The following is a 24,368-nucleotide window of genomic DNA, read 5'->3' as shown; positions in this document are numbered from 1 at the left end:
TCCTACCCGGGCGGCAAAATTCGCCTCGTCCCGACCCCCTCCAGCTGCACTTGCAGGCCCTAGTCCATGGCGGTATATACTCAGGTTTCAGCGGAGGCGCTGGGCGCCTTCCTGTCGCGTTTCGACCATGGCGAACTCGTCTCCGCCAAGGGGATCGCCGAGGGCGTTGAGAACAGCAATTACCTGGTCGATACGACCGCCGGCCGCTTCATCCTGACGCTCTACGAAAAGCGTGTGCATCTGGACGATCTGCCCTTCTTCTTTTCGATGATCGATCATCTCGGGAAACACGACCTGCCGGTGCCGCGCGCCCTGCCCGACCGCGACGGCACCGTGATCCATCAGCTCGAAGGCCGGCCCGCCTGCCTGATCGAGTTCCTTACCGGCGTCTCGGTCTCGCATCCCACCATCCCACAGGCCTTTGCCGCCGGCACCGCGATGGGCCGGATGCATGAGGCACTGGCCGATTTCCCCCTGACGCGCGCCAATTCGATGGGCGTCGATACCTGGCGGCCATTGTTCGAACGCTGTGGCCGCGACCTGGATGGCATCGCGCCGGGGCTGTACGACGATGTCGGTTTCGCGCTCGACGCGGTTCTCGCCGCCTGGCCCACCCACCTTCCGGTCGGCGCGATCCATGCGGACCTGTTCCCCGACAATGTCCTGATGCGCGGCGATGCCGTGACCGGACTGATCGACTTCTATTTCGCCTGCACCGACATCCGCGCCTATGACCTTGCGGTCATGCACACTGCCTGGTCGTTCGACGCGACCGGAAGCAACGCCAATTGGGCGGTCGGGCGCGCGCTGATCGACGGCTACACGCAGTCGATCGATCTCACGCCCCAAGAACGGGCAGCCCTGATCCATCTCGCCAAGGGCGCCTGTATCCGTTTCCTTTTGTCGCGCGCCTGGGACTGGCTCAACACGCCGGCTGATGCGCTGGTCACGCGGAAGGATCCGCTCGCCTATCTCCGCCGCCTCAGGGCCTATGAGACGCAGGGCGCGGGGCAATTCGCATGACGACGGAACTCACCAAAGTCGAAATCGCCACCGACGGCGCGTGCAAGGGCAATCCGGGGCCGGGCGGCTGGGGCGCGGTGATCCGTGCCGGCACGCGCGAGCGCGACATTTCGGGCGGCGAAAAGCTGACCACCAACAATCGGATGGAGCTCAGGGCAGCGATCGAGGGCCTGAACGCGCTCACGCGCCCGTGCCATGTCGTCCTCTCGACCGACAGCCGCTATGTCATGGACGGCCTGACCAAATGGATCAAAGGCTGGCAGAAGAATGGCTGGAAGACCGCTGCCAAACAGCCGGTCAAGAATGCCGACCTCTGGCAGGCGCTGCTGGCCGCCGCCAAGCCGCACCGCATCGAATGGCTCTGGGTAAAGGGGCATGCCGGACATCCGGACAATGAACGCGCCGACAAGCTGGCCAGCGACGCCGCGGTGGCGGCGGCGCGGGGTTAGCGCCTCCTGATATCACCCCGGACTTGTTCCCGGCCATCGCGCCGCAAATCTGGACGATGAGGGGTAGCGCTGCATTCGCCAACGCTCACATGATTCAACACAGCGCCTGAATCTGCCATCCATGGGCAATGACCGCGCCTGCTCCCCCCTCCAATGCAGCCCTTCGATCACATCGGCGCGCCACGGCGGCAGGGCGCCAATTCCCTGATCAACCCAAACCAATTCCCTGTTCCGCGCCGGAATTTCCCTGTTCTGCGGAAACAGGGAAACTGGAGTGACCCCCTTTAGTGAGACACGTTAATTAGAGAGAGCTCGGTTGCTTGTTTGAAGGGCTGCTGCGCAGCAGCCCTTCGCATGGTTTCCTCATACTCGTCGGGCGACCTGTAGGCCAAGGCGGAGTGCAGGCGCTGGCGATTGTAGACCTGCTCGATGAAGGTCCCGATCCGCTCGCGTGCGTCGGCGAGGTCGCGATAGCCGGTACCGTCGACCTCCTCCTGCTTCAGGGTCTTCATGAAGCTCTCGGCCATGGCGTTGTCGTAAGGGCAGCCCGCACGGCTCATGCTGGGGATGATGCCGGCGGCTTCGAGCCGGGCGATGTACGCGCCGCAAGCATATTGCACGCCTCGGTCGGAGTGATGGACCAGACCGTCCGCGGTCACCCTGCGTCGCTCCAGCGCCATGGCGAGCGCCTCGAGCGCCAGCTCGGCGCGCAGATGGTCCGCCATCGCCCAGCCGACCACCTTGCGGCTGAACGCGTCGAGGATCACCGCCAGATAGACGAACGCCTCGGCCAGATGGACATAGGTGATGTCCGCCACCCATAGCTGGTTGATCGCCATCGGTTGCATCGCGCGCGCCAGATTGGGCCACACCCGCCAGCCGTGCCGCGCATCCGTCGTCGCCGGCCGGAACGTCCGACCCCGCAGGCACAGCAGATTGTCCTCGCGCATCAGCCGGGCCACCCGCTTGTGGTTGACGCACCAACCGTCACGCCTGAGCAGCGCGGTGATCCGGCGATAGCCATAGAAGCGCTGCGCCAGGCACAGCCGCTGCACCTGATCGCGCAGCGCCGTCTCTTCCACTTTTGGCGCATGCTCGCGCCAGCGCCGGTAATAGCTGGCCCGGCTTACCCCGGCCAACTGGCACAGCGCCTCTGTCGACAGCGCCGATCCCTCGCCTTGCGAACCCGTCATCGCCTGGATCTCGGCGAAGACGTCGTCTCGCCAGCACCGTCGCTCGGCTGGCGTGACGCCTCGATACGCCGCAAGGCGCCTTTGAAAAAATCCAGCGCCACCTGCTGCTCGCCGATCTTGCGCTGCAAGGCCTCGATCTGACGCTGCGCTGTGGCAACATCGCGGATCTCACCAACCGCCGCCTGGCTAGCCATCGCATCCGCTACGCGCCCCGGACGACCCGGATCGCGCAGCGCCTGCTCCCCGCCCGCCCGCACCGCATTGCGCCACCGGTACAGCAGATTATCCCTGATCCCCAACTCGAGCGACAAGGCTGACACCCGCTCGCCCGACTCAATCCGACCCACAACCCACAGCTTGAACCCCCGGTCGTGCCGTCGTCGATGGTCCTTCGACATTCTTGCCCTCCATCCAGAGAGCTCTCTCTTATTTCATGTCTCAGTCTAGGGGGGCATTCCAAAACGATCTTCAACACTATGTTTTCGCATCGATATTTCGGAGAAAATGCACCCAGAACAGGCCCGAAAACAAAAAAATTCCCTGTTCCGCGGCCGGAACAGGGAATTTCGGTGGTCCCATCGTCGATCCACCGGCTGCCAAGCGCAGCCCGCGATCGTCAGAAAAGGCTCAACCCTCTTCGATCGGCGCGCCCGGTCCATTCTTCAGCACCGACTCGATCGCGTTCTTCGCGCCGGCCTTGCTCGAATAGCCCTCGGTCCAGAAGATGATTTCGCTGTTGTACTTGAACTTGGCGACATACTCGCCGGCCTTGTTCTGCTCGATCACGAACTTATGCGCCATGTCTTCTCTCCCTGGCTGATTGACGCAGGTTAGGCTTGGTTGCCGCGTTATACCAGTGCGGCGAATCGGTCCGGCGCATATCGGGCCGGATCGATCGCAGCGACCGCCGGGTCCGCCGGCCGCCCGAGCAGCAGCGCGGCCGCCAGCATCGCGCCGGCGGGCGCGGTCTGGATGCCGAATCCGCCCTGTCCGGCGCACCAGAAAAAGCCGGGAAGCCGCGGATCGAACCCGTAAACGGGCAGCCGGTCCGGCGCGAAACTCCTGAGGCCAGCCCAGCGCCGCTCGACCGCGGTCACGCGCCAGTCGACCACCTGCTCGAACCGGTCGATCGCGATCGCCACATCGATTTCCTCGGGCTGGACGTCGCACGGCGCGACTCGGGTCTCGTCATGCGGGCTGAGCCACAGGCGCCCGCCCGCCTCCGGCTTGAAATAGAAATTGCCCGAGATGTCGGCAACATGCGGCAGCCCGGCGGGCGCGGCGGGATCGGTCCGCAATTGAGTCATGGTGCGGCGATAGGGCTGGATCCCGACCGGCATCGCGCCCGCGATCCGCGCCAGCTCGTCCGCCCATGCGCCGGCGGCATTGACCAGGATCGTCGCGGCGACGTCTCCCGCGGGGGTGGTGAGCCGCCACTGCCCGCCAGCGCGCCCAGCGGTTTGAAGCGGCGCGTTCAGGATCATCTCCGCACCGGCGCGGCGGGCACGGGCGATATAGTCGGCATGAAGAGCGGCGACGTCGATATAGGCACTGCTCGCCTCCATCACGCCGAGCGTCCAGTCGTCGCGCAACCCGGGAACGAGGGTCGCCGGGTCGACGCGATCGAGCGCGATGATCCCCTCGAACTCGGCGAGAAAGGTATCGATCGCCGCCGCGTCCCTGGCCCGGCCGATATGGAGCGACCCCAACGGCGCCAGGAAACCGCCCGCCGCCAGCACTGGGCCCGAGGCAGTGGTAAGCGGCTGCACGCCCGGGCCGCCATAGCTTTCCGACCAGAAGGCAGCCGAGCGGCCGGTGGCGTGATAGCCCGGCGCATGCTCGCCCTCGATCAGCAGGACCGACGCATGGGGCGCCGCCGCCGCTGCAAGGCTCGCCCCGGCGATCCCGGCCCCGACGATCGCGATATCGTACCGCTTCACGATTCCGTCCCCGCGAGCGTCAGCGCTGTACGCGCGCGGCGAGGAAGAGGTCGATCGTGCTGATCGCGCGATGGCGCACCCCATCCGCCTCGCGCAGGATTTCGTGCGCCGATTCCTGCCCGAACCGCTCGACCTGCACATCGGGCAATCTCTCGGCGACCTTCAGCGCGGCCTTGGCGCTGACCAGCTTGTCCGCCTCGGCGACGAGCATCAGCACTGGCACCCTCATCGTCGCGAGTCGCGGATCGTCACGCAGGCGCCGGGTCGACTCGAACGCCTTCAACACCCAGCGCCAGCTCGGCGGACCAAGCACGAGCTCGGGCTTGCTCGCTTGCCAATATAGTTCGTCCTCATAACGGGCGGGGTCGTGAGTCAGCAGCGCCTGGCGCGTGGCGGTGGTCGCCGGACGCTCATTGACCTTCCAGGCGGCGCGCGCCGGATTGCCGACTCGGTTCAGAACCCTGGCGAGCCGCTCGCCCATCCCGGCGCCGAGCGGACTGTGCAGACCGAGCATTGGCGCGACCAGCACCGCCGCGGCGGGCCGCGCGACACCCTCGGTCAGCGCACGCAGCACCAGGTGCCCGCCCATCGAGTGACCCATCAGCACCTGCGGACCCTCCGCCTCGGCTGACCATTCAGTCCAGAAGGCGGCGAAATCGTCGATGAAGGTGTCGAAGGTCTCGATATGCCCGACATGCTGGTCGGGTGACAGCCGCCCGGATCCGCCCTGCCCGCGCCAGTCGAACGCGGTGATCGACCAGCCCTGGCCATGCCAGTGCGCGAACGCCTCGAGATATTTTTCGAAGATGTCGCCCCGGCCGCCCTGGAACAGGATGCTGCCGCGCGGATGCCCCTCGGCGGGCCAGTCGAAACGCCGCAGCCGCCAGCCGTCCGGGGCGGTCCAGAACGTGATCCGGGCAGTGGCCGGAATCGCGCGGCGATACAGCTGCGGGGAAACCATTCACGCTGGTTACTTTTTGGAAAGCCATGTCGTCTAGGTAAATTGCTGATGGTTGGGGGAATATCAAACGCTTTGCTGATCGGCGCGCTTGCGCTGCTCCTTGTCTCCGCGGGGATCCAGGATGCGCGCACCCGCGAGATCGCCAATTGGAAGAACCTCGCGATCGCGCTGCTCGCACCCTTGTGGTGGTGGGCAAATGGCTGGGCGATCTGGCCGGACATCGCGATCCAGGTCGGCGTCGCGGCGATCGTCTTCGCTTTTTTCATCGGCGCGTTCGCCATGGGATGGATGGGCGGCGGCGACACCAAGATGATCGGTGCGCTCGCCCTGTGGTTCCCGTTCGACACGCTCGTCTGGATGCTGATCGTGATGTCGCTGCTCGGCGGCGCGCTCACGCTGCTGCTCATGATCGAGCGCGCGATCCGCAAGAAAACCGAACGGCCGGAAATCCCTTACGGCGTGGCGATCGCGGTCGCCGCGCTGCTCACGCTTCGCGAACCGATTCTTAATCAGTTCCTGTGAATGCTTAACGCGGGTTCAATCGTCCCGCGCCGGAAAGGCTTGAAAAGTCATGGATAGTCGCAAGATCATTCTCCTGGTGGGCGCCCTGATCGTCGCTGCGATCACCGCGTTCATGGCGCGCAGCCTGATCCTGGGCGGGGCCGCCCCCCAGGCTGGCGCCGCCACGGCGGTCGCCGCGCCGGTCGATGGACCGGAGGTGCTCGTCGCCACCCGCGCGTTGCCGGTCGGGACGATCCTGGATGCCACCGCGCTGAAGTTCCAGCCCTGGCCCAAGGAGCTGGTCGACAACGCCTATTTCATCAAGAAGGACACCAACCTGCAGTCGCTGCAGGGCACGGTCGTCCGCAACGCGATCACCGCTGGCCAGCCGGTCACGCAGGGCGCGCTCGTCAAGCCGGGCGATCGCGGCTTCCTCGCGGCGGCGCTCGGGCCGGGCATGCGCGCCGTCACCTTCCCCGTGTCGGCGCAGACCGGCGTCGCCGGCTTCGTCTTCCCGGGTGACCGGATCGATCTGGTGCTGACCCAGACGGTACCTGGCGGCGGCGACGGCCCGCCGCTCAAGGTGGCCGAGACGGTGATGCGCAACCTGCGCGTGCTGGCGACTGACCAGCGCACCGACAATACGGTGGGCGACGACGGCAAGACCGTGGTTCACACCTTCTCGAACGTGACGATCGAGGCAACGCCCAAGATCGCGGAGAAGATTGCGGTCGCCCAGACGCTCGGCTCGCTCTCCCTGTCGCTGCGCTCGATCGCCGACAATGCCAGCGAACTCGAGGAAGCGATCGCCAATGGCGACGTCACGGTGCCCGAGGGCAATGACCCCAAGGCGGAGAAGGCCATGCTGATGCAGGTCGCGAGTCAGCCCCAGGCGGGCAGTTCGACGATCGCCACGGGTGCCGACGTGTCGCGCTTCCAGCGCAGCACGGTCCCCGGCAAGGCGTCCGCAACACCGGCCGAAGGTGGAAGCGGGGCTTTCCCGGGCGCCGCCGCGCCGGTCGGCCCGATGGTGCGCGTCGCGCGGGGAAATTCGGTGACCGATGTTCCGGTCGGGGGGAAGAAGTAGCATGCGTATCACGAACCTCTTGCACCGCTCGGTTGCGGTGACGGCGGCGGCGGCCATGGTCGCCAGCCTGCCGGCCACCGCCATCGCGGGCGCCGCCAAGGCCGGCCAGGCCAAGCCGCGCTCGATCGCCGGACGTCCCGCCCGAGTGGGCAGGCCCCCGGTCGGCTCGCAGCGGCCGACCCGCGAGGTGTTGCTCTCGATCGGCCAGGGTGAACTAATCACCCTGCCGGCCGACGTCGCCGATGTGTGGGTGTCCAACTCGGGGATAGCCGACGTCTATGTCAGCAACCCGCGCCAGATCCACCTTTTCGGCAAGGAATTCGGCGAGGCGACGCTGTTCGCGACCAACGCGGCGGGCGGCGTGATCTATTCGGCGAACGTCCGGGTCAGCCAGAACATCACCTCGATCGATCGCATGCTCAAGCTCGCGATGCCGGAGGCCGATATCCATGTCTCCACCACCGGACAGATCGCCGTGCTGACCGGCACCGTCGCCGCGCCCGATGACAGCGCTCAGGCGGAACGGCTGGTGACGTCGCTGCTCAACCCCGGGGTCGACGCTTCGACGCCCGGCGCGACGCTCAAGATCGGCGTGTTCAATCGCCTCCGCACCGCGACCCCGCTGCAGGTCAATCTGCAGGTACGCTTCGCCGAGGTCAGCCGCAGCTTCATCAAGAATGTCGGCGTCAACCTCAAGTCGCTCGACTCGACAGGCGGCTTCCTGTTCGGCATCGGCTCCGGCCGCGATCCCGGCACGATCACCCCTGGCGTACCGCCAACCCCGACGACGCCGGGGACCGGCACGTCCTTCACTTTCCTGAACGGCTCGCAGCGCACGACGCTCGGCCTTGCCGGCAAGCTGTTCGGGCTCGACCTGCTGAGCGCGATCGATCTGGGCGAGACGATCGGCCAGGTGTCGACGCTGGCCAATCCGAACCTCACCGCGCTGTCGGGCGAAACCGGCACTTTCCTCGCCGGCGGCGAAGTGCCGATCCCGATATCGCAGGGCCTCGGCACGGCGACGGTTGAATTCAAGCAATATGGCGTCAGCCTGGCCTATACGCCGACCGTGCTGGCCGACGGGCGGATCTCGCTGCGCGTGCGGCCGGAGGTGTCGCAGCTTGACTATTCGAACGCGGTCGCGATCGGCACCACGCGCGTTCCCGGCTTCATCACCCGCCGCGCGGAGACCACGGTCGAGTTAGGTTCGGGCCAGAGCTTCATGATCGGCGGCCTGCTGCAGAACAACCACAACAACTCGTTCGACAAGACGCCGGGTGTCGGCGACGTCCCGATCCTGGGCGCCCTGTTCCGCTCCAACGCGTTCCAGCGCAACGAGACCGAGTTGGTGATCGTCATTACGCCGTATCTGGTGAAGCCAGTCAATGCGAACGAGATCGCCCTGCCGACCGACGGCTACAAGGCGCCGACCGACCTGGACCGCATCCTGCTTGGCCAGCTGACCGGCACCACCCCTAGCGGCGCCCGGCCCAAGCCGAGCATGGCCCCGCCCACCGGCGCCGCGCCCGCGCTCGGCGCGGTGGCCCCGGTCCCGGTGGTGCCCGCGCCTTCACCGCAACAACGCCGCGAGGAACAGGCCGGCAATTCCGCACTGCCCGAAGCCAGTCCAAGGTCGAAAAAGAGTGCGAGCGCCGCACCCGGTTTCAGCTTCAATTGAGCGTCTCGAGGGATAGACCCATGATCAAGCGTACGATCCTCCTCGCAACCGCCTTCGCCCCGGCCCTGTTTCTGGGTGCGTGCGGAACGCCGAACCGCGCCCTGGAATCGGTCCACCAGCCGGTGGTCAGCCGGACCGACTATGTGTTCGACGTCAACACCAGCGGAAACACGCTGGCCCCGGGCGAGGCGAAGCGCCTGGCCGGCTGGATGGCCTCGCTGCGGCTCGGTTACGGCGATCGCGTCGCGATCGACGATCCCAACCCCTATGGGGGTGGCATTCGCGACGAGGTCTCGGCCGAGATCGCGCATTACGGCATGTTGCTGTCGGACGATGCGCCCGTCACCGGCGCGACCGTCGCCCCCGGCACGGCGCGGATCGTGGTCAGCCGCATGAAGGCGTCGGTGCCCGGATGCCCGGACTTCAGCCGCCCTTCCCAGCCCGAGTTCGAGAGCAACACCTCATCCAATCAGGGATGCGCGATCAACACGAACCTGGCGGCGATGATCGCCAATCCGGCCGATCTCGTGCGCGGCCAGCCTGGTGCCGAGGTCAATGACCCCGCGGTCTCCACCCGCGCCATTGGAAACTATCGCAAGGCAACGCCCACCGGGACGGGCGGCCTGAAAGATGCCGGGAGCAAATGATATGAACGCCCCCTTCAACAGCGGCCGCGTCGGCCATCGCGAACCCTTTGTCGCCTTTGTCTGCGACGAAACCACGGCAGAGGCTGTCCGCCCCGTCGCCATCGAAATGGGCTGGGTCGCGGACAAGGTGAACAAGGGGGGGCTGCGCAACGCGGTCCAGTCCCTGTCGGTCTCGGCCAGCCCCCAGATTCTGTTCGTCGACCTGTCCGAGTCGAGCGATCCGCTGGCCGACATTAACGGGCTCGCCGAGGTGTGCGAGCCCGGCACGGTCGTGATCGCCGCTGGCCAGGTCAATGATGTCCGCCTCTACCGCGATCTCGTGGTCAGCGGCATCCAGGACTATCTGCTCAAGCCGCTGACCCCGGACATGCTGCGCGAGGCATTCACGCACGCGCAGACCATCCTCAACGCACCCAAGCTGCTCGATGCCGGCACTGAACGGGCCCATTGCTCCACCGCCTTTATCGGCGCGCGGGGCGGTGTCGGCGCCTCGACGCTGGCGACGTCGGTTGCCTGGATCCTCAGCGAAAAGGGCGCGCGGACCACCGCGCTGCTCGATCTCGACGTGCATTTCGGCACCGGCGCCCTGGCGCTCGACCTCGAACCGGGCCGCGGGCTGACCGACGCGATCGAGAACCCGAGCCGCATCGACGGCCTGTTCATCGAGCGCGCGATGGTCAAGGCAAGCCAGACGCTGTCGGTGCTGTCCGCCGAGGCGCCGATCAACGCCCCGGTCCTGACCGATGGCGCTGCGTTCTACCAGCTTCAGGAGGAGATGCGCGCCGCGTTCGAGTGCACGATTGTCGATCTGCCGCGCAACATGCTGGTCCAGCATCCGCATCTCATCACTGACGTGCAGGTCGCCGTGGTGGTGACTGAGCTCACCCTGGCCGCGGCGCGGGATTCGATCCGGATCCTGTCCTGGCTGAAGACAAACGCGCCCCAGACCCAGGTGTTCGTCGTCGCCAACAAGATGCACGTCAACGGCCAGCTCGAGATCAGCCGCAAGGATTTCGAGGGCTCGATCGAGCGCAAGATCGATTTCGTCATCCCCTTCGACCAGAAGCTGGGCGCGCAGGCGGCCAAGCTGGGCAAACCCTTCGCCGAGACAGGCAAGGGATCCAAGACGACTCAGCCGATGGTCGAGCTGGCGACGAAGCTGATGGGCGTCGGCGAAGCCGCCGGCAAGGACGAGGCCCGCAAGAAGCCGCTTGAACGGGGCGGATCGCTGATGGGCAAGTTCGCCGACCTCAAGTCGATGATGCCAAAGCGTCCGGCGAAGAAATGAGCTGGCCGGTGCCTGCTCGGGATGGTGCCGGCGCGCGCCGCCGGGCGGAAAAATGCGCGGACGTAAACCGTCCGTCAACGAAACGGGGCGCTTGATACCGTGATGGAACTGATGCCGTTCATCATGCTGTTCGGGGGCGCGGCCACGGTGCTGGTGCTGATGGCGTTCGCCCTTGCCGGGCCTTCACCGGAACGCGCGCGGGAACGTCGCCTGACGGCCGTCCGCGCGCGGCACAGCGAGTCTTCCAACGCGCTGGTCGAAGCGCAGATGCGCCGCATCACCGCGAGCCGCGCGACCCGGATGGACGCGGCGGCGATGCGATTCCTCCCTCGCCCTGCCCTGCTCAAGAAGCGGCTGGCGATGACGGGCAAGACCTGGACGGTCGGCCAGTACGGCATGGCCACGCTGGGCATCACCGTGATCTTTGGCCTGCTGCTCGCGCTGCAGGGCCTGCCGATCCTGCTGTCGCTGCTTCTCGGCATCATGCTCGGCGGCGGGCTCCCGCATTTCACGGTGAGTTTCTTCATCAAACGCCGCATCGCGAAGTTCAACGCGAAATTCCCCGACGCGATCGAGCTGCTCGTCCGGGGCCTGCGCTCGGGCCTGCCGATCAGCGAGACCATCGGTGTGGTCGGCCATGAGGTCGAAGGCCCGGTCGGCGTCGAGTTCCGGTCGATCACCGACAAGATGAAGATCGGCCGGACGATGGACGTCGCGCTGCAGGAAACCGCTGACCGGCTCGGCACGCCCGAATTCCAGTTCTTCGTCATCACCATCGCGATCCAGCGCGAAACCGGCGGCAATCTCGCCGAAACGCTCGCCAATCTCGCCAATGTGCTGCGCATGCGCGGCCAGATGAAGCTGAAGATCAAGGCGATGTCGTCCGAATCCAAGGCGTCGGCCTATATCATCGGCGCCCTGCCCTTCATCGTCTTCGGCATGATCTGGATGATCAACGGCAGCTATATGCAGAATTTCTTCATCGATCAGCGGCTGATGGTCGCGGGCGGTGGCGGCCTGATCTGGATGGGCATCGGCGCCGGGATCATGGCCAAGATGATCAACTTCGAAATCTGAACAAGGGCGACGCGGCACTTCCATGGGCGAAACGGCTGGACCAACGATCCTCGGGGTCGACGTGATGTGGGTGGCGACGCTGCTTTCCGGTGTCGCCGCGTTCGCGGTGCTGCTGGCGATCTATGCCGCCACCACCGCGCGTGACCCCATGGCCAAGCGCGTCAAGGCGCTGAACGACCGCCGCGAGCAGCTCAAGGCCGGCATCACCGCCTCGACCAAACGCCGCGCGAAACTCGTCACCAAGAACGAGACGACCGACCGGATCAAGTCGATCCTGTCCGGCCTGAAGGTGCTGCAGGACAGCCAGGTCAAGGTCGCGCAGATCAAGCTGATGCAGGCCGGAATACGATCCAAGGAATATGCCGTCGCGGTGATCTTCGGACGCCTCGTGCTGCCGATCATCTTCGGCGGGCTGATGCTCTACCTCGTCTACGGCACCGACATGTTCGCCGAATATAGCGCGTTGAAGCGCTACGGCATCGTCGCGATCAGCTTCATCATGAGCTACAAGGCGCCGGACATCTTCCTGAAGAACAAGATCGACAAGCGTTCCAAGGCAATCCGCAAAGGCCTGCCCGATGCGCTCGATCTGCTCGTCATCTGCGCCGAGGCGGGACTGACCGTGGACGCCGCGTTCAACCGCGTCGCCCGCGAGCTCGGCCGCGCCTATCCCGAACTGGGCGACGAATTCACCCTCACCGCGATCGAGCTGGGCTTTCTGTCGGAGCGCCGCCAGGCGTTCGAGAACCTCGCCATGCGGGTCAAGCTCGACGCACTGAAAGGTGTGGTCACCACCATGGTGCAGACCGAGAAATACGGTACGCCGCTCGCGTCGGCGCTGCGCGTGCTCTCCGCCGAGTTTCGCAACGAGCGCATGATGCGCGCCGAGGAAAAGGCTGCCCGGCTCCCGGCGATCATGACCGTGCCGCTGATCCTGTTCATCCTGCCGGTGCTGTTCATCGTCATTCTCGGCCCCGCGGCCTGCTCGATCTCCGACGCGTTCAAATAGCGCGTCCCGACGCCCCGTCCCGAGAGGGAGGGGCGGGGGTGGGTGCACGGGCCGAAAGGCTCGTTGCACCACGTTCCGCAGCCCGAGCCGTGCCTTGAGCCCCGCGCATCGCTGACCACTCTTCCAGGAGCGAAACGGAAGGTTCAGCCCCGTGCCGCCAGCGCGGCCTGCGCCGCCGCCAGCCGCGCAATCGGCACCCGGTATGGCGACGCGCTCACATAATCGAGCCCGATGGACTCGCAGAAGGCGATGCTCGCCGGGTCCCCGCCATGCTCGCCACAGATGCCGAGCTTGATGTCGGGCCGTGTCGCCCTGCCCCGCTCCGCCGCCATTTCGATCAGTTCGCCGACGCCCTCGACATCGAGGCTGACGAAGGGGTCCTTTGGATAGATCCCCCGCTCGACATAGGTCGTCAGGAAGCGCGCGGCGTCATCACGGCTGACACCGAGGGTCGTCTGCGTCAGGTCATTGGTGCCGAAGGAGAAGAAGGCGCCAACCTCCGCGATCTCGCCCGCCTTCAAGGCAGCGCGCGGCAATTCGATCATGGTCCCGACGAGATACTCGATCGTCCTGCCCTTGTCGGCGAACACCGCCGCCGCGGCCTTGTCGACCACGGCCTTCATCAGCTCGAGCTCGCGGCGCGTCGCGACCAGCGGGATCATCACCTCGGGGATCGGCGCGGCGCCCGATTTCTCGGCCACTTCGACCGCAGCCTCGAAGATGGCGCGGGCCTGCATCTCGTAGATCTCGGGATAGGTCACACCGAGGCGGCAGCCGCGATGGCCAAGCATGGGGTTGAACTCATGCAGTTCCGCCGCGCGGCGCTTCAGCACCTCGACCGCGACGCCCGCTGCGCTGGCGACCTCGGCGAATTCGGCTTCCTCATGCGGCAGGAATTCGTGCAGCGGCGGATCGAGCAGGCGGATGGTGACGGGCAGGCCCGCCATCACCTCGAACAGCTGGATGAAATCGGCGCGCTGCTCGGGCAATAGCTTGTCGAGCGCGAGTCGCCGTCCCTTCTCGTCCTCGGCCAGGATCATCTGGCGCACCGCGGTAATGCGCGCGGCGTCGAAGAACATATGCTCGGTGCGACACAACCCGATGCCCTCGGCGCCGAACTCGCGCGCCACTCTCGCATCGAGCGGCGTCTCGGCATTGGCGCGGACCTTCAGGCGGCGCACGCCATCGGCCCAGACCATCAAGGTGCCGAAATCGCCGGCCAGCTCGGGCTGGACGGTCGGCACCGCGCCCATCATCACTTCGCCGGTCGAGCCGTCGATGGTGACGATATCGCCTTCCTTCACTTCGCGCCCGCCGACCCGCATGATCCCCGCCTTGGCGTCGATCGCGATCGTGCCGGCACCGGAAACGCAGGGACGCCCCATGCCGCGCGCGACCACCGCCGCATGACTGGTCATGCCGCCGCGCGCGGTCAGGATGCCCCGGGCGGCATGCATGCCGTGGATATCCTCAGGCGAGGTCTCGACCCGGATCAGGATGACGCTGTCACCGGCGTTGGAGCGCTTCTCGGCCGTATCGCTGTCGAACACCGCCGCACCCGAGGCCGCACCGGGGCTGGCCGGCAGCCCCTTGGCGATCACGTCGCGCGTCGCGGCGGGATCGAGCGTCGGGTGGAGCAACTGGTCGAGCGCGGCGGGATCGACCCGCGCGACGGCTTCCTCACGCGTGATCAGGCCTTCCTCGGCCATGTCGACCGCGATCTTCAGCGCGGCCTTGGCGGTGCGCTTGCCCGATCGGGTCTGAAGCATCCAGAGCTTGCCCTGCTGCACCGTGAACTCGATGTCCTGCATGTCGCGGTAATGCGTCTCGAGCAGGTCGAACACCTTGGCCAGCTCGGTGAAGGTCTCCGGCATTGCCTCTTCCATCGAGGCCGGCTTGGCGCCCGCGGCCTCGCGCGCGGCGAGCGTCAGATATTGCGGGGTACGGATGCCGGCGACGACGTCCTCGCCCTGCGCGTTGATCAGGAACTCGCCATAATAGGCCCGGTCGCCCTTGGCCGGGTCGCGCGTGAAGGCAACGCCCGTCGCCGAGGTATCGCCCATATTGCCGAACACCATCGCCTGGACGTTGACCGCCGTCCCCCAGCTCGCCGGGATGTCGTTGAGCCGGCGATAGACCTTGGCGCGCTCCGACTGCCACGATCCGAACACCGCGCCGACCGCGCCCCAGAGCTGGTCATGCACGTCCTGCGGGAAGGGCTTGCCCCATTGCTGGTCGACCAGCGCCTTGTATTCGACGACGAGCGCCTGCAGGTCCTCGGCGGTCATGTCGGTGTCGAGGAAATAGCCCTTGTCTTCCTTCGCGATTTCAAGCGCTTCCTCGAAGCTGTGATGATCGAGCTCGAGCACGACATCCGAATACATCTGGATGAAGCGGCGATAGCTGTCCCAGGCGAAACGCGCATCGCCCGAGGTCTCGGCGAGGCCCTGCACCGTCTCGTCATTGAGGCCGAGATTGAGCACCGTGTCCATCATGCCCGGCATCGACGCCCGGGCGCCGGAGCGGACCGAGACGAGCAGCGGATCGGCCGCATCGCCGAACTTCTTCCCCGTCACGCCCTCGATATGGCCGATACCGGTGGCGACTTCGGCGCGCAGCCCCTCCGGGAATTGCCCGCCCTCGTCATAATAGACGGCGCAGAAGTCGGTCGAGATGGTGAAGCCGGGCGGGACCGGCAGGCCGATCGACGCCATCTCCGCCAGATTCGCGCCCTTGCCGCCGAGCAGATTCCGGTCGCCCTTGCCGCCGTCGGAAACACCCCCGCCGAAGCGGTAAACGTACTGCGTCATTGCTCAGTCCTCTGTGTGCCTGGTTTTTTCGCTGGGGAGGCGAGGCAATCTGGTGTCGGCGGGGCGAAGATGCGTGTCGTCAGCCCTCGATTTTGGAGAAGTCGGCAACCGAATGGACCGCATCGCGAACCCGGGCGAGCAGCGCGAGGCGTGCTTCGCGTTTTGCGGGGTCTGGGTCGTTGACGGTCACGTCGTCGAAGAAGCGGTCGATCGGTGCCCGGAGCGAGGCGAGCGCTGCCATGGCGGCTTCGAAATCCTCGGCCTCGACGGCTGTTGCGGCGCGCGGCGCGGCGTCGTCGAGCGCAGCGATCAACGCCGCCTCGGCTGGTTCGGGTACGTAAGGCAGCTCTTCCCCTCCGTTCGCTTCGAGCGAAGTCGAGAAGCCGTGGGCCGGCTTCGCAACATCGTTCGACGGAGAGGTCTCGCCCGACAAGGTGTCTCGACTTCGCTCGACACGAACGGTTTGGGTTTGGTCCCATCCCTCCTTCTTGAGGATATTCGCCGCACGTTTGTAGCCGGCCAGGAGATTGGTACCGTCCTCTGTGGTGACGAAGGCCTGGAGCGCGTGGACGCGGGCGAGCAAGCGGACGAGATCGTCTTCGCCGCCTAGCGCGAAGACGGCGTCGATCAGGTCGTGGCGGACGCCGGCTTCGCGTTGCTGGACCTTGAGGCGGTCGGCGAAGAAGTCGAGGACCTCCTTCGATGTAACTCGCGCACCCTGAATGAACTTGGAGGCATCAGCATTCGCCTGATTTGACGCACCCGCAATCAAATGATCAAACACTTCACCCCATTTGAGATTAGTTCCTAAGCTGCCAATCGCGTCGAGAACTGGTAACACTCGAAAGATTGGAGCAACCTGGCTCTGAAATCCTACGCCTGCCGCTGCAAGCTCAACAATTGGAAGAAGGGGAGCTCGAGTTTGATTGCTGAACAGTATCTGGAGTACACCAATTGCCGCGCGGCGAAGCGCAAACGGATCTTTTGACCCGGTGGGCTTCTCTCCGATGGCAAAAAAAGCCGATATTGTATCTAGCTTATCCGCGAGCGACACCACCACAGTCAGCGGTGCGGTGGGCACATAATCACCCTGCCCAACCGGTTTGTAATGATCACGCACAGCGTCAGCAACTTGCGCCGGCTCACCTTGTGCAAGGGCGTAATAGCCTCCCATCAGGCCCTGAAGTTCGGGGAACTCACCGACCATACCCGTGACCAGGTCGGCCTTTGCCAAGCGTGCTGCACGTTCCGCTTGCGCGGGATCAGCGCCTTTAACGATGCCTTGCTCGACCAGCCAGCGCGCCAAGCTTGCCACCCGCTCGACCTTGTTTGCGAGCGTCCCCAGCTTCTCGTGAAACACGATCTTCTCGAGCTTCTTCGCCTGCTCGTCGAGCGGCACCCTGAGGTCCGTCTCATAGAAGAACTTCGCATCCGACAGCCGCGCCGCGAGCACCTTGCGGTTGCCCTCGACGATCTTCGCGCCACCATCGACCGCGTCGATATTGGCGGTGCAGATGAACGCATCGGCGAGCTTCCCGTCCGCCCCACGGCAGACGAAATATTTCTGGTTCACCCGCGCAGTCAGCTGGATCACCTCGGGCGGAACGCTCAGGAATTCGGGATCGAAACGGCCGAGCAGCGGCACCGGCCATTCGGTGAGGCCAGCATTCTCGGCAACGAGACCCTCGTCCTCGATCAGCTCGAGCCCGGCCTCAGCCGCCAGCGCTTTGGCGCGGTCGTGGATGATCGTGCGGCGTTCGTCCTGGTCGACCAGGACGTGGCAGGCACGCAGCTTGTCGGCATAGTCGCCGGCGTTGCCGATGGTGATGACACCCGGGTGGTGGAAGCGGTGGCCGACCGTCGCCGCGCCGGAGGCGATGCCGGCGATCTCGAACGGCACCACATCGTCGCCGAGCAGCGCGACGATGCCCTGCAGCGGCCGCACCCAGCGCAGGCTCTCGGTCGAGCTGGAGGCATCGCCCCAGCGCATCGACTTGGGCCAGGGAAAGGCGCGGATGATCGCCGGAATCGCCTCGGCCAGCACGTCCGCGGTTGCGCGGCCGGGCTTTTGCGTGACGGCGAAGAGCACTTTGTTACCCTTGCCGTCGTCGCGCTCCTCGAGCTGGTCGCGGGTCAGGCCAGTCGAGCGCAGGAAGCCTTCCAGCGCCTGGGCCGGCGCATCGGCGCGGGGGCCCTTGCGTTCTTCGCTGGTCGCTTCGGTTTCGGCCGGCAAGTCTCGGGCGATCAGGGTCAGGCGGCGCGGCGTCGCGAAGGAGACGATCGCGTCGGCGCGCAGGCCGGCCTTGCCGAGCTCGGCCGCGAACAGCCGCGCGAGATCGTCCCGCGCCTTGTCCTGCATGCGCGCGGGGATTTCTTCCGAGCGGAGTTCGAGGAGGAAGTCGGTCATTATAGTTCCTCCCCGGAACGGGGAGGGGGACCCCCGAAGGCGGTGGAGGGGATTGGAGCGCGATATGCTTGCTCCAGAGCTTCCATCTCAATTCGCGACGACACTCGGTACGCAGCCGCCCGCGCTCCAAGCCCCTCCACCATGCTACGCATGGTCCCCCTCCCCGTTCCGGGGAGGAACTGAGATGTCGCGCGCCGCATCACGCCGCCCACCCGTTCTTGTCCATCCACGCCTGGCAGCTGCCCTTCGCCAGATCACGCACGCGGCCCATATAGGCCTGGCGTTCCGCCACCGAGATCACGCCCCGCGCCTGGAGCAGGTTGAACACATGGCTCGCCTTGATCGCCTGCTCGTAGGCGGGGATCGGCAGCTTCGCCTCCAGGCAATTCTCGCACTCGGCGGTCGCCTTGCGGAACAGGTCGAACAGCGCCTCGGTGTTCGCGACCTCGAAATTCCAGGTCGATTGCTCGATCTCGTTTTCGAGGAACACGTCCCCATAAGTCACGCCAGCATCATTATAGGCCAGGTCGTAGATGCTGTCCCTGTTCTGGAGGTACAGCGCCAGCCGCTCCAGCCCATAGGTCAGCTCGCCGGCGACCGGCTTGCAGTCGAATCCGCCCATCTGCTGGAAATAGGTGAACTGAGTCACCTCCATGCCGTCGCACCAGACTTCCCAGCCCAGTCCCCAGGCGCCGAGCGTCGGCGATTCCCAATCGTCCTCGACGAAGCGGATGTCATGCCGCGTGAAATCTATCCCGATCGCCGCGAGCGACCCGAGATAGAGTTCCTGCAAATCGGGCGGGCTCGGCTTCAGGATTACCTGATACTGGTAATAATGCTGCAGCCGGTTGGGATTCTCGCCGTAACGCCCGTCGGTCGGCCGGCGGCAGGGCTGGACGAAGGCGGCATTCCATGTGTCCGGGCCGAGCGCACGAAGCGTCGTCGCGGTGTGGAAGGTCCCTGCCCCCATCTCCATGTCGTAAGGCTGCAGGATCAGGCAGCCGCGCTCACTCCAATAGTCATGGAGCGTGAGGATCATGCGCTGGAAGCTCAGCGGCTCGGTCACGGTGCGGGAAAACCCTTCGCAGATGCAGTATAACTCTTTCCGCCGCTTTGGCGCATGCCCCGAAAAGGGTCAACCGCCCCCGGCTATGGCAATCACGCTTTGAGGCGCGCCGGACGCGCCATCCGCGAAATCGGGGTTAAGCGGGTGGAGTGCCGCCCGGATTGCCGATAAGCACGCGCCAGATCCCTTTCAGGAACCCCCTTATGAAGATGTTCGGCAAGCTGATCGCGCCGTTGACTCTGTTGTTCGCGGCGCCGGCCTGCGCCCAGCCCGCCCCTACAGCCCCCGTCGCCCCGCGCGATGCCGATCCGGCGTTGTGGGTGGTCAGGGACAAGGACACGACCATCTATCTGTTCGGCACCATCCATGTGCTGAAGCCCGGCCTGAGCTGGTTCGACGACGGGGTGAAGAAGGCGTTCGATTCGTCGAAGGAAGTGGTGCTCGAGCTGGTGATGCCCGATGCCGCGGCCATGCAGGCGCTGGTCATGGCCAAGGGCATCGCGCATGACGGCATCCCGCTGACTCAGCGCCTGCCCGAGGCGAAACGCCCCGCGCTGGCCAAGGCGCTGACCGATCTCGGTCTGCCCGCGACCGCGTTCGACTCGATGGAGCCTTGGTATGCCGCGACCAACCTGTCGCTGCTGCCCCTGCTGAAAAAGGGCTATGACGTCAGCAACGGCCCGGAACAGTCGATCAGCAAGGCGGCCGCCGCGCAGGGCAAGCCAGTGACCGGGCTGGAGACGGCGGAAGAGCAGCTCAACATCTTCGACAGCCTGTCGATGCCGGCGCAGGTCGCTTTCCTGACCAACACCATCGACGAGATGCCCAAGCTCGATGCAACGATGAACACGATGGTCGACAGCTGGGCAAAAGGCGACCCCGATGCGCTGGGCCGCACGCTCAACGACGATCTCGACGCCTCGCCCGAGGTGAAGAAGGCGCTGCTGGTCGATCGCAACAAGCGCTGGGCGTTCTGGATCAGCAATCGCATGAAGCAGCCGGGCACGGTGTTCATCGCGGTCGGCGCCGGGCATCTGGCGGGCAAGGACAGCGTGATCGAGCAGCTCCGCGGCTATCGGCTCAACGCAAAGCGGGTGAAGTACTAAAACCCTTCTCCCCGTGGGAAAAGGTGGCGCGAAGCGCCGGATGAGGGTGAGTAACAATCTACTGCGGTCACCCTCACCCTCCCAAGCTTCGCTTGGGCCCCTCCCTCTCCCGATGGGAGAGGTGTGAAGGGATTGCCTCTCACTCCTTGTTCCCCTATAGGCGCCCGCTTCCGGTCAGGGTCATCCCTGGAGGCCTGTCCGGAGATTTGAACCAAGCATATCGGAGACTGCAATGAGCGATCAGCTTACGCTCGCAGCCGAGACGCGTGAACAGGTTGGCAAGGGAGCCTCCCGTTCGCTTCGTCGTGAAGGCCGCGTACCCGCCGTGATCTACGGCAACAAGCAAGACCCCGCCTCGATCCATGTCGAGGAAAAGGCGCTGATGCGTCTTCTCATGACGGGTCATTTCATGAATTCGGTGGTGATGGTGGACGTCGGCGGCAAGGCCGTGCGCACCCTCCCCAAGGACGTCGCCTTCGACGTCGTGACCGATCGCCCGGTCCATGTCGACTTCCTGCGCATCTCCGAGCACGCGACCGTGCACGTGAACGTGCCAGTGGTGTTCGTTGACGAGGAAGAGTCGGCCGGCATCAAGCGCGGCGGCGTGCTCAACGTGGTTCGCCACGAGCTCGAGCTGATCTGCGACGCGTCCGAGATCCCCGACGAGATTACCATCTCGCTCAAGGGCACCGATGTGGGCGATTCGATCCACATCTCGAACGTGAAACTGCCCAAGGGCGTCACCTCGGCGATCGACGACCGCGATTTCACCATCGCCACGCTGATCGCACCGTCGGCGCTCAAGTCCGAGACGCTCGAACAGGTCGCCGAAGAAGAGGCCCTGGCCGAAGCAGCGCATGACGAGCATGTCGCCGAAGTGGAAGCCGAGGAAGCTGCTGCCGAAGCCGCGACCGACGACGAAGCCTCGGAAGGCTGAACGAACGATCCGTGCCCTCGGCGGCGCGGGACAGGATCGGGGGCAGCGGAAGCAACGGCTTCCCTGCCCCTTTTCTTTGGGTAAAGGAGCTTCATGCAACTCTGGGTCGGCCTTGGGAATCCCGGCGCGCAATATGCGCTGCAGCGGCACAATGTCGGCTTCATGGTGGCCGACACCATCGCCGACATGCATGATTTCGGCCCCGTGAAAAAGGCGTTCCAGGGCTGGACTCAGGAAGGCCGGATCGGCCCCGAGAAGATCCTGCTGCTGAAGCCCGCGACCTTCATGAACGAGAGCGGCCGCTCGATCGGCGAGGCGATGCGTTTCTACAAGCTCGATGTCGGCGACGTCACCGTGTTCCATGACGAGCTGGATCTCGCGCCCTTCAAGGTCAAGGTGAAGATCGGCGGCGGCACCGCGGGGCATAACGGCCTGCGCTCGACCGAGGCGCATATCGGCAATGAATTCCGCCGCGTGCGCATCGGCATCGGCCATCCCGGCCACAAGGACAAGGTCAGCCCCTATGTGCTGGGCAATTACGCCAAGGCGGAGATGGACTCGCTCGCCGACCTGCTCGGCGCGGTCGCGGCCGAGGCGAAATGGCTCGCCGAGGGCAATGACGCCCGCTTCATGAGCGATGTCGCGCTGCGGCTGGGAGAATCGAAATGACGGTGCGCAGCCTGTTCGCGACGCGGCTGTATGAGGGCGTGCTGGGCGACCCCGATTTCGTGGCGGAGCTGGACCATGCCTGCCGCGTGCTGGCGGAGGACGACCGGGCCGGACGGCACTGGTCCAAGGCGAACGGTTATCGTGGCTATACCAGCTATGCCTCGCTCAACGACCTGCCGCAGCGCGACCCGACCTTCGGCGAGCTGGTCAAGCGGCTCAACAAACATGTCGCGTCCTTCGCGGCCGAGTGTGCGTTCGATCTGGGCGGCGGCAAGCTGAAACTCGACAGCTTCTGGGTGAACGTCCTGAAGCCGGGCGGCACGCATTCCGGCCATATCCATCCGCACAGCGCCGTGTCGGGCACGGCCTATATCGCGGTGCCGCCGGGTGCCGGGCCGCTCAAGCTGGAGGATCCGCGCCTGCCGCTGATGATGGCCGCCCCGACTCGCCTCCACGACGCGCCGGAGGATCTGCGCAGCTTCGTCTATGTCGAGCCCGAGCCCGGCAGCGTGTTGCTATGGGAGAGCTGGCTGCGCCACGAGGTACCGGCCGGCACCTCGAAGGACGAGCGGATCAGCATCAGCTTCAACTATCGCTGGTAGCCCCTCGCGGCTTCTAGAACCTGTACCCGAAGGTAAGGTGAGCGATCCGGTTGATCCCCGTGACGGGCTTGAGTCCGCTCATCCCGTTCCCGTCCGCGTCCGCCTGCCGCAGCCGCCCCGACATGCCCGAGTTCAGCCGGCCCATCACCGCGCCCGCTTCGAACCCCAATATCGTGCCAGGGCCGACGGGGCGCATATAGCCGATCGTCGCGGCCGGGGTGAAGCGGCGCCCGCCGATCCCGCCGAGCCCGCGCCCCCTGGGACTATAGACCAGGCCACGATAGGTCCGGTCGGCATTCTGGCGCGCAAACAGCCGCATGCCGGCCGATAGATGCAGCCCCTCGCCCAGGGGAAAGAAATCGATCATCGAGCTGTCGACGCGCTCCTGAAAGCGACCGTCGGTGTAAACCAGGGGATCGCGGCCGATCAGCGGCGGCGTCGTCACCCGCAGGCTGACGTTCGGCGCGATCGCAACGCCCTGACCGGGCACGATCGGACCCGCGACGAGAAGGGTAAGCGGTGCCCCCGCGCGATGCGCCGCCTGTTGTTGCGACCATGCCGGTTGCGTCGCCACACCCATGGCCATCACGGCCAACCCCAAAGTTACGCGCATCGTCGGCCCCCCGCCCCGTGCGCCCGGCATGATCGCTCAGCCTGGCTTGTACCGTTAGACGATACCGACCGACCCGATCCTCACCGGCGCGAACGATAAAGGCATCCGCGCGACACGCAGGTCGCTGGCGTTTCGGCGCGTCACGCCTTAAAGGCCGCGCTTCACTTTCATCGCGGGACGATATGGGTTTCAAATGCGGCATCGTGGGCCTGCCGAATGTCGGCAAGTCCACCCTCTTCAACGCGCTGACGGAGACGGCGGCGGCGCAGGCGGCCAATTATCCGTTCTGCACGATCGAGCCGAATGTCGGCAACGTCGCGGTGCCGGACAAGCGGCTCGATCAGCTCGCCGCGATTGCCGGCTCGGCCAAGATCATCGAGACTCAGCTCGGCTTCGTCGACATCGCCGGCCTGGTGCGCGGCGCGTCCAAGGGCGAGGGCCTGGGCAACCAGTTCCTCGGCAATATCCGGGAGGTGGACGCCATCGTCCATGTCCTGCGCTGCTTCGAGAATGGCGACGTCACGCATGTCGAGGGCAAGGTCGATCCGATCGCCGATGCCGAGACGGTCGAGACCGAGCTGATGCTGTCCGACCTGGAAAGCCTCGAGAAGCGCGTGCCCAATTTCGCCAAAAAGGCCGCGCAGGGCGACAAGGAAGCCAAGATCGCCGTCTCGGTGCTCGGCCAGGCGCTCGAGCTGCTGCGCGAAGGCAAGCCCGCCCGGCTGACCAGGCCGAAGGACGAGGAGGAAGCACGCGTCTTCGCTCAGGCCCAGTTGCTGACGTCCAAGCCCGTCCTGTATGTTTGCAACGTCGATGAGGGTGATGCCGCCAACGGCAATGCCCTGTCGGCCAAGGTGTTCGAAAAGGCCAAGGCCGAAGGCGCCGAAGCTGTCGTCGTCTCGGCCGCGATCGAGGCCGAGATCGCGACCATGGCGCCCGACGAGCGCGGCGAGTTCCTGTCGGAACTGGGCCTGGAAGAGACCGGCCTCGCCCGCGTGATCACCGCCGGGTACAAGCTGCTCCACCTGCTCACTTTCTTCACCGTCGGCCCGAAGGAAGCGCGCGCCTGGACCGTCCATGTCGGCGCCAGGGCCCCGCAGGCGGCCGGCGAGATCCACACCGATTTCGAACGCGGCTTCATCCGCGCGGAGACGATCGCCTTCGACGATTATGTCGCGTTCAAGGGAGAAGCCGGCGCGCGCGACGCGGGCAAGCTGCGGTCGGAGGGCAAGGACTATGTCGTCCTGGACGGCGACGTGATGCTGTTCCGCTTCAACGTCTGAGGTTGCTCATGCTTCTACGCCG

At 65.6% G+C, this 24,368-nt stretch carries 23 protein-coding genes; 14 read left to right on the top strand and 9 right to left on the bottom strand.

From position 1 onward, the window contains the following. Positions 1-66: 66 nt before the first annotated feature. Positions 67-1,023 carry a homoserine kinase gene (gene thrB, locus ACZ1I2_RS13045; RefSeq protein WP_465176956.1) on the top strand — a complete coding sequence of 319 codons (957 nt, stop codon included), beginning with the start codon at positions 67-69 and terminating at the stop codon, positions 1,021-1,023. Continuing rightward, the gene (gene rnhA / locus ACZ1I2_RS13040; RefSeq protein WP_465176957.1) at positions 1,020-1,472 is read left to right on the top strand and encodes a ribonuclease HI; all 453 of its coding nucleotides are present in this window, start codon (positions 1,020-1,022) and stop codon (positions 1,470-1,472) included. Before thrB ends, rnhA begins: the two co-directional genes overlap by 4 nt. 284 nt (positions 1,473-1,756) lie before the next feature. On the opposite strand, the gene ACZ1I2_RS13035 is transcribed toward rnhA, so the two are convergent. The 5 genes from ACZ1I2_RS13035 to ACZ1I2_RS13015 form a co-directional block, all read right to left on the bottom strand. Next, the gene (locus tag ACZ1I2_RS13035; RefSeq protein WP_465176237.1) at positions 1,757-2,665 is read right to left on the bottom strand and encodes an IS3 family transposase; all 909 of its coding nucleotides are present in this window, start codon (positions 2,663-2,665) and stop codon (positions 1,757-1,759) included. Continuing rightward, on the bottom strand, positions 2,662-3,063 hold the full coding sequence (locus ACZ1I2_RS13030; RefSeq protein ID WP_465172448.1) for a transposase: 402 nt from the start codon (positions 3,061-3,063) through the stop codon (positions 2,662-2,664). The genes ACZ1I2_RS13035 and ACZ1I2_RS13030 overlap by 4 nt, the downstream gene beginning before the upstream one ends. Positions 3,064-3,292: 229 nt before the next feature. Continuing rightward, positions 3,293-3,466, bottom strand: a complete 174-nt coding sequence (locus ACZ1I2_RS13025) for a YegP family protein (protein WP_465173707.1) — start codon at positions 3,464-3,466, stop codon at positions 3,293-3,295. Between the two features lie 47 nt (positions 3,467-3,513). Further along, a complete protein-coding gene (locus ACZ1I2_RS13020; RefSeq protein ID WP_465176958.1) occupies positions 3,514-4,605 on the bottom strand; it encodes an NAD(P)/FAD-dependent oxidoreductase in 1,092 nt (363 codons plus the stop codon). 19 nt (positions 4,606-4,624) lie between these two features. Further along, positions 4,625-5,566 carry an alpha/beta fold hydrolase gene (locus tag ACZ1I2_RS13015; RefSeq protein WP_465176959.1) on the bottom strand — a complete coding sequence of 314 codons (942 nt, stop codon included), beginning with the start codon at positions 5,564-5,566 and terminating at the stop codon, positions 4,625-4,627. Positions 5,567-5,614: 48 nt separating this feature from the next. Here ACZ1I2_RS13015 and ACZ1I2_RS13010 point away from each other — a divergent pair, with 48 nt between their 5' ends. From ACZ1I2_RS13010 to ACZ1I2_RS12980, 7 genes are all read left to right on the top strand, one after another. Further along, on the top strand, positions 5,615-6,088 hold the full coding sequence (locus ACZ1I2_RS13010; RefSeq protein ID WP_465173710.1) for an A24 family peptidase: 474 nt from the start codon (positions 5,615-5,617) through the stop codon (positions 6,086-6,088). 49 nt (positions 6,089-6,137) lie between these two features. Continuing rightward, complete coding sequence (cpaB, locus tag ACZ1I2_RS13005; protein WP_465173711.1) at positions 6,138-7,154, top strand: Flp pilus assembly protein CpaB; 1,017 nt, start codon at positions 6,138-6,140, stop codon at positions 7,152-7,154. A gap of 1 nt (position 7,155) precedes the next feature. Then, positions 7,156-8,832 (top strand): type II and III secretion system protein family protein, encoded by a 1,677-nt coding sequence (locus ACZ1I2_RS13000; RefSeq protein ID WP_465176960.1) that lies wholly within the window; start codon positions 7,156-7,158, stop codon positions 8,830-8,832. A gap of 20 nt (positions 8,833-8,852) precedes the next feature. Then, complete coding sequence (locus ACZ1I2_RS12995; RefSeq protein ID WP_465176961.1) at positions 8,853-9,479, top strand: CpaD family pilus assembly protein; 627 nt, start codon at positions 8,853-8,855, stop codon at positions 9,477-9,479. 1 nt (position 9,480) lies between these two features. Continuing rightward, positions 9,481-10,767 (top strand): pilus assembly protein CpaE, encoded by a 1,287-nt coding sequence (locus ACZ1I2_RS12990; protein ID WP_465176962.1) that lies wholly within the window; start codon positions 9,481-9,483, stop codon positions 10,765-10,767. Between the two features lie 102 nt (positions 10,768-10,869). After that, the gene (locus tag ACZ1I2_RS12985; protein ID WP_465173715.1) at positions 10,870-11,844 is read left to right on the top strand and encodes a type II secretion system F family protein; all 975 of its coding nucleotides are present in this window, start codon (positions 10,870-10,872) and stop codon (positions 11,842-11,844) included. 22 nt (positions 11,845-11,866) lie between these two features. After that, on the top strand, positions 11,867-12,853 hold the full coding sequence (locus ACZ1I2_RS12980) for a type II secretion system F family protein (protein ID WP_465173716.1): 987 nt from the start codon (positions 11,867-11,869) through the stop codon (positions 12,851-12,853). Positions 12,854-12,996: 143 nt separating this feature from the next. Here the strand turns inward: ACZ1I2_RS12980 and ppdK are convergent, their stop codons facing one another. The 3 genes from ppdK to ACZ1I2_RS12965 all read right to left on the bottom strand — a co-directional run bounded on the left by ppdK (position 12,997) and on the right by ACZ1I2_RS12965 (position 19,109). Next, on the bottom strand, positions 12,997-15,663 hold the full coding sequence (gene ppdK / locus ACZ1I2_RS12975; protein WP_465176963.1) for a pyruvate, phosphate dikinase: 2,667 nt from the start codon (positions 15,661-15,663) through the stop codon (positions 12,997-12,999). A 79-nt stretch (positions 15,664-15,742) separates the two neighbouring features. Next, positions 15,743-18,070 (bottom strand): glycine--tRNA ligase subunit beta, encoded by a 2,328-nt coding sequence (gene glyS / locus ACZ1I2_RS12970; protein ID WP_465176964.1) that lies wholly within the window; start codon positions 18,068-18,070, stop codon positions 15,743-15,745. A 199-nt stretch (positions 18,071-18,269) separates the two neighbouring features. Beyond that, complete coding sequence (locus ACZ1I2_RS12965) at positions 18,270-19,109, bottom strand: glycine--tRNA ligase subunit alpha (RefSeq protein WP_465177145.1); 840 nt, start codon at positions 19,107-19,109, stop codon at positions 18,270-18,272. A 230-nt stretch (positions 19,110-19,339) separates the two neighbouring features. Between ACZ1I2_RS12965 and ACZ1I2_RS12960 the strand changes: the two genes are divergently transcribed. The 4 genes from ACZ1I2_RS12960 to ACZ1I2_RS12945 all read left to right on the top strand — a co-directional run bounded on the left by ACZ1I2_RS12960 (position 19,340) and on the right by ACZ1I2_RS12945 (position 22,450). Beyond that, positions 19,340-20,242 carry a TraB/GumN family protein gene (locus ACZ1I2_RS12960; RefSeq protein WP_465176965.1) on the top strand — a complete coding sequence of 301 codons (903 nt, stop codon included), beginning with the start codon at positions 19,340-19,342 and terminating at the stop codon, positions 20,240-20,242. Positions 20,243-20,474: 232 nt separating this feature from the next. Beyond that, a complete protein-coding gene (locus ACZ1I2_RS12955) occupies positions 20,475-21,179 on the top strand; it encodes a 50S ribosomal protein L25/general stress protein Ctc (protein WP_465176966.1) in 705 nt (234 codons plus the stop codon). A 93-nt stretch (positions 21,180-21,272) separates the two neighbouring features. Next, a complete protein-coding gene (gene pth, locus ACZ1I2_RS12950) occupies positions 21,273-21,848 on the top strand; it encodes an aminoacyl-tRNA hydrolase (protein WP_465173721.1) in 576 nt (191 codons plus the stop codon). After that, positions 21,845-22,450, top strand: coding sequence for a TIGR02466 family protein (locus ACZ1I2_RS12945; RefSeq protein ID WP_465173722.1), 606 nt, complete (start codon positions 21,845-21,847; stop codon positions 22,448-22,450). Before pth ends, ACZ1I2_RS12945 begins: the two co-directional genes overlap by 4 nt. A gap of 13 nt (positions 22,451-22,463) precedes the next feature. Here ACZ1I2_RS12945 and ACZ1I2_RS12940 read toward each other — a convergent pair whose 3' ends face one another. Further along, positions 22,464-23,063 carry a hypothetical protein gene (locus ACZ1I2_RS12940; RefSeq protein ID WP_465173723.1) on the bottom strand — a complete coding sequence of 200 codons (600 nt, stop codon included), beginning with the start codon at positions 23,061-23,063 and terminating at the stop codon, positions 22,464-22,466. A gap of 182 nt (positions 23,064-23,245) precedes the next feature. On the opposite strand from ACZ1I2_RS12940, the gene ychF reads away from it, so the two are divergent. After that, complete coding sequence (ychF, locus tag ACZ1I2_RS12935) at positions 23,246-24,346, top strand: redox-regulated ATPase YchF (protein ID WP_465176967.1); 1,101 nt, start codon at positions 23,246-23,248, stop codon at positions 24,344-24,346. The last annotated feature ends 22 nt before the right edge of the window (positions 24,347-24,368 follow it).

The organism is Sphingomonas sp. BL-S-29 (assembly GCF_055521495.1).
The sequence above is the reverse complement of the archived record's forward strand: the minus strand, read 5'-3'. Positions and strand labels throughout refer to the sequence as shown.

Excerpts from the sequence above, each read along its gene's own strand:
- thrB (WP_465176956.1), top strand. The coding sequence starts at position 67 with ATGGCGGTATATACTCAGGTTTCAGCGGAGGCGCTGGGCGCCTTCCTG.
- rnhA (WP_465176957.1), top strand. The coding sequence starts at position 1,020 with ATGACGACGGAACTCACCAAAGTCGAAATCGCCACCGACGGCGCGTGC.
- ACZ1I2_RS13035 (WP_465176237.1), bottom strand. The coding sequence starts at position 2,665 with ATGACGGGTTCGCAAGGCGAGGGATCGGCGCTGTCGACAGAGGCGCTG.
- ACZ1I2_RS13030 (WP_465172448.1), bottom strand. The coding sequence starts at position 3,063 with ATGTCGAAGGACCATCGACGACGGCACGACCGGGGGTTCAAGCTGTGG.
- ACZ1I2_RS13025 (WP_465173707.1), bottom strand. The coding sequence starts at position 3,466 with ATGGCGCATAAGTTCGTGATCGAGCAGAACAAGGCCGGCGAGTATGTC.
- ACZ1I2_RS13015 (WP_465176959.1), bottom strand. The coding sequence starts at position 5,566 with ATGGTTTCCCCGCAGCTGTATCGCCGCGCGATTCCGGCCACTGCCCGG.
- ACZ1I2_RS13010 (WP_465173710.1), top strand. The coding sequence starts at position 5,615 with ATGGTTGGGGGAATATCAAACGCTTTGCTGATCGGCGCGCTTGCGCTG.
- cpaB (WP_465173711.1), top strand. The coding sequence starts at position 6,138 with ATGGATAGTCGCAAGATCATTCTCCTGGTGGGCGCCCTGATCGTCGCT.
- ACZ1I2_RS13000 (WP_465176960.1), top strand. The coding sequence starts at position 7,156 with ATGCGTATCACGAACCTCTTGCACCGCTCGGTTGCGGTGACGGCGGCG.
- ACZ1I2_RS12995 (WP_465176961.1), top strand. The coding sequence starts at position 8,853 with ATGATCAAGCGTACGATCCTCCTCGCAACCGCCTTCGCCCCGGCCCTG.
- ACZ1I2_RS12990 (WP_465176962.1), top strand. The coding sequence starts at position 9,481 with ATGAACGCCCCCTTCAACAGCGGCCGCGTCGGCCATCGCGAACCCTTT.
- ACZ1I2_RS12985 (WP_465173715.1), top strand. The coding sequence starts at position 10,870 with ATGGAACTGATGCCGTTCATCATGCTGTTCGGGGGCGCGGCCACGGTG.
- ACZ1I2_RS12980 (WP_465173716.1), top strand. The coding sequence starts at position 11,867 with ATGGGCGAAACGGCTGGACCAACGATCCTCGGGGTCGACGTGATGTGG.
- ppdK (WP_465176963.1), bottom strand. The coding sequence starts at position 15,663 with ATGACGCAGTACGTTTACCGCTTCGGCGGGGGTGTTTCCGACGGCGGC.
- glyS (WP_465176964.1), bottom strand. The coding sequence starts at position 18,070 with ATGACCGACTTCCTCCTCGAACTCCGCTCGGAAGAAATCCCCGCGCGC.
- ACZ1I2_RS12965 (WP_465177145.1), bottom strand. The coding sequence starts at position 19,109 with ATGATCCTCACGCTCCATGACTATTGGAGTGAGCGCGGCTGCCTGATC.
- ACZ1I2_RS12960 (WP_465176965.1), top strand. The coding sequence starts at position 19,340 with ATGAAGATGTTCGGCAAGCTGATCGCGCCGTTGACTCTGTTGTTCGCG.
- ACZ1I2_RS12955 (WP_465176966.1), top strand. The coding sequence starts at position 20,475 with ATGAGCGATCAGCTTACGCTCGCAGCCGAGACGCGTGAACAGGTTGGC.
- pth (WP_465173721.1), top strand. The coding sequence starts at position 21,273 with ATGCAACTCTGGGTCGGCCTTGGGAATCCCGGCGCGCAATATGCGCTG.
- ACZ1I2_RS12945 (WP_465173722.1), top strand. The coding sequence starts at position 21,845 with ATGACGGTGCGCAGCCTGTTCGCGACGCGGCTGTATGAGGGCGTGCTG.
- ACZ1I2_RS12940 (WP_465173723.1), bottom strand. The coding sequence starts at position 23,063 with ATGCGCGTAACTTTGGGGTTGGCCGTGATGGCCATGGGTGTGGCGACG.
- ychF (WP_465176967.1), top strand. The coding sequence starts at position 23,246 with ATGGGTTTCAAATGCGGCATCGTGGGCCTGCCGAATGTCGGCAAGTCC.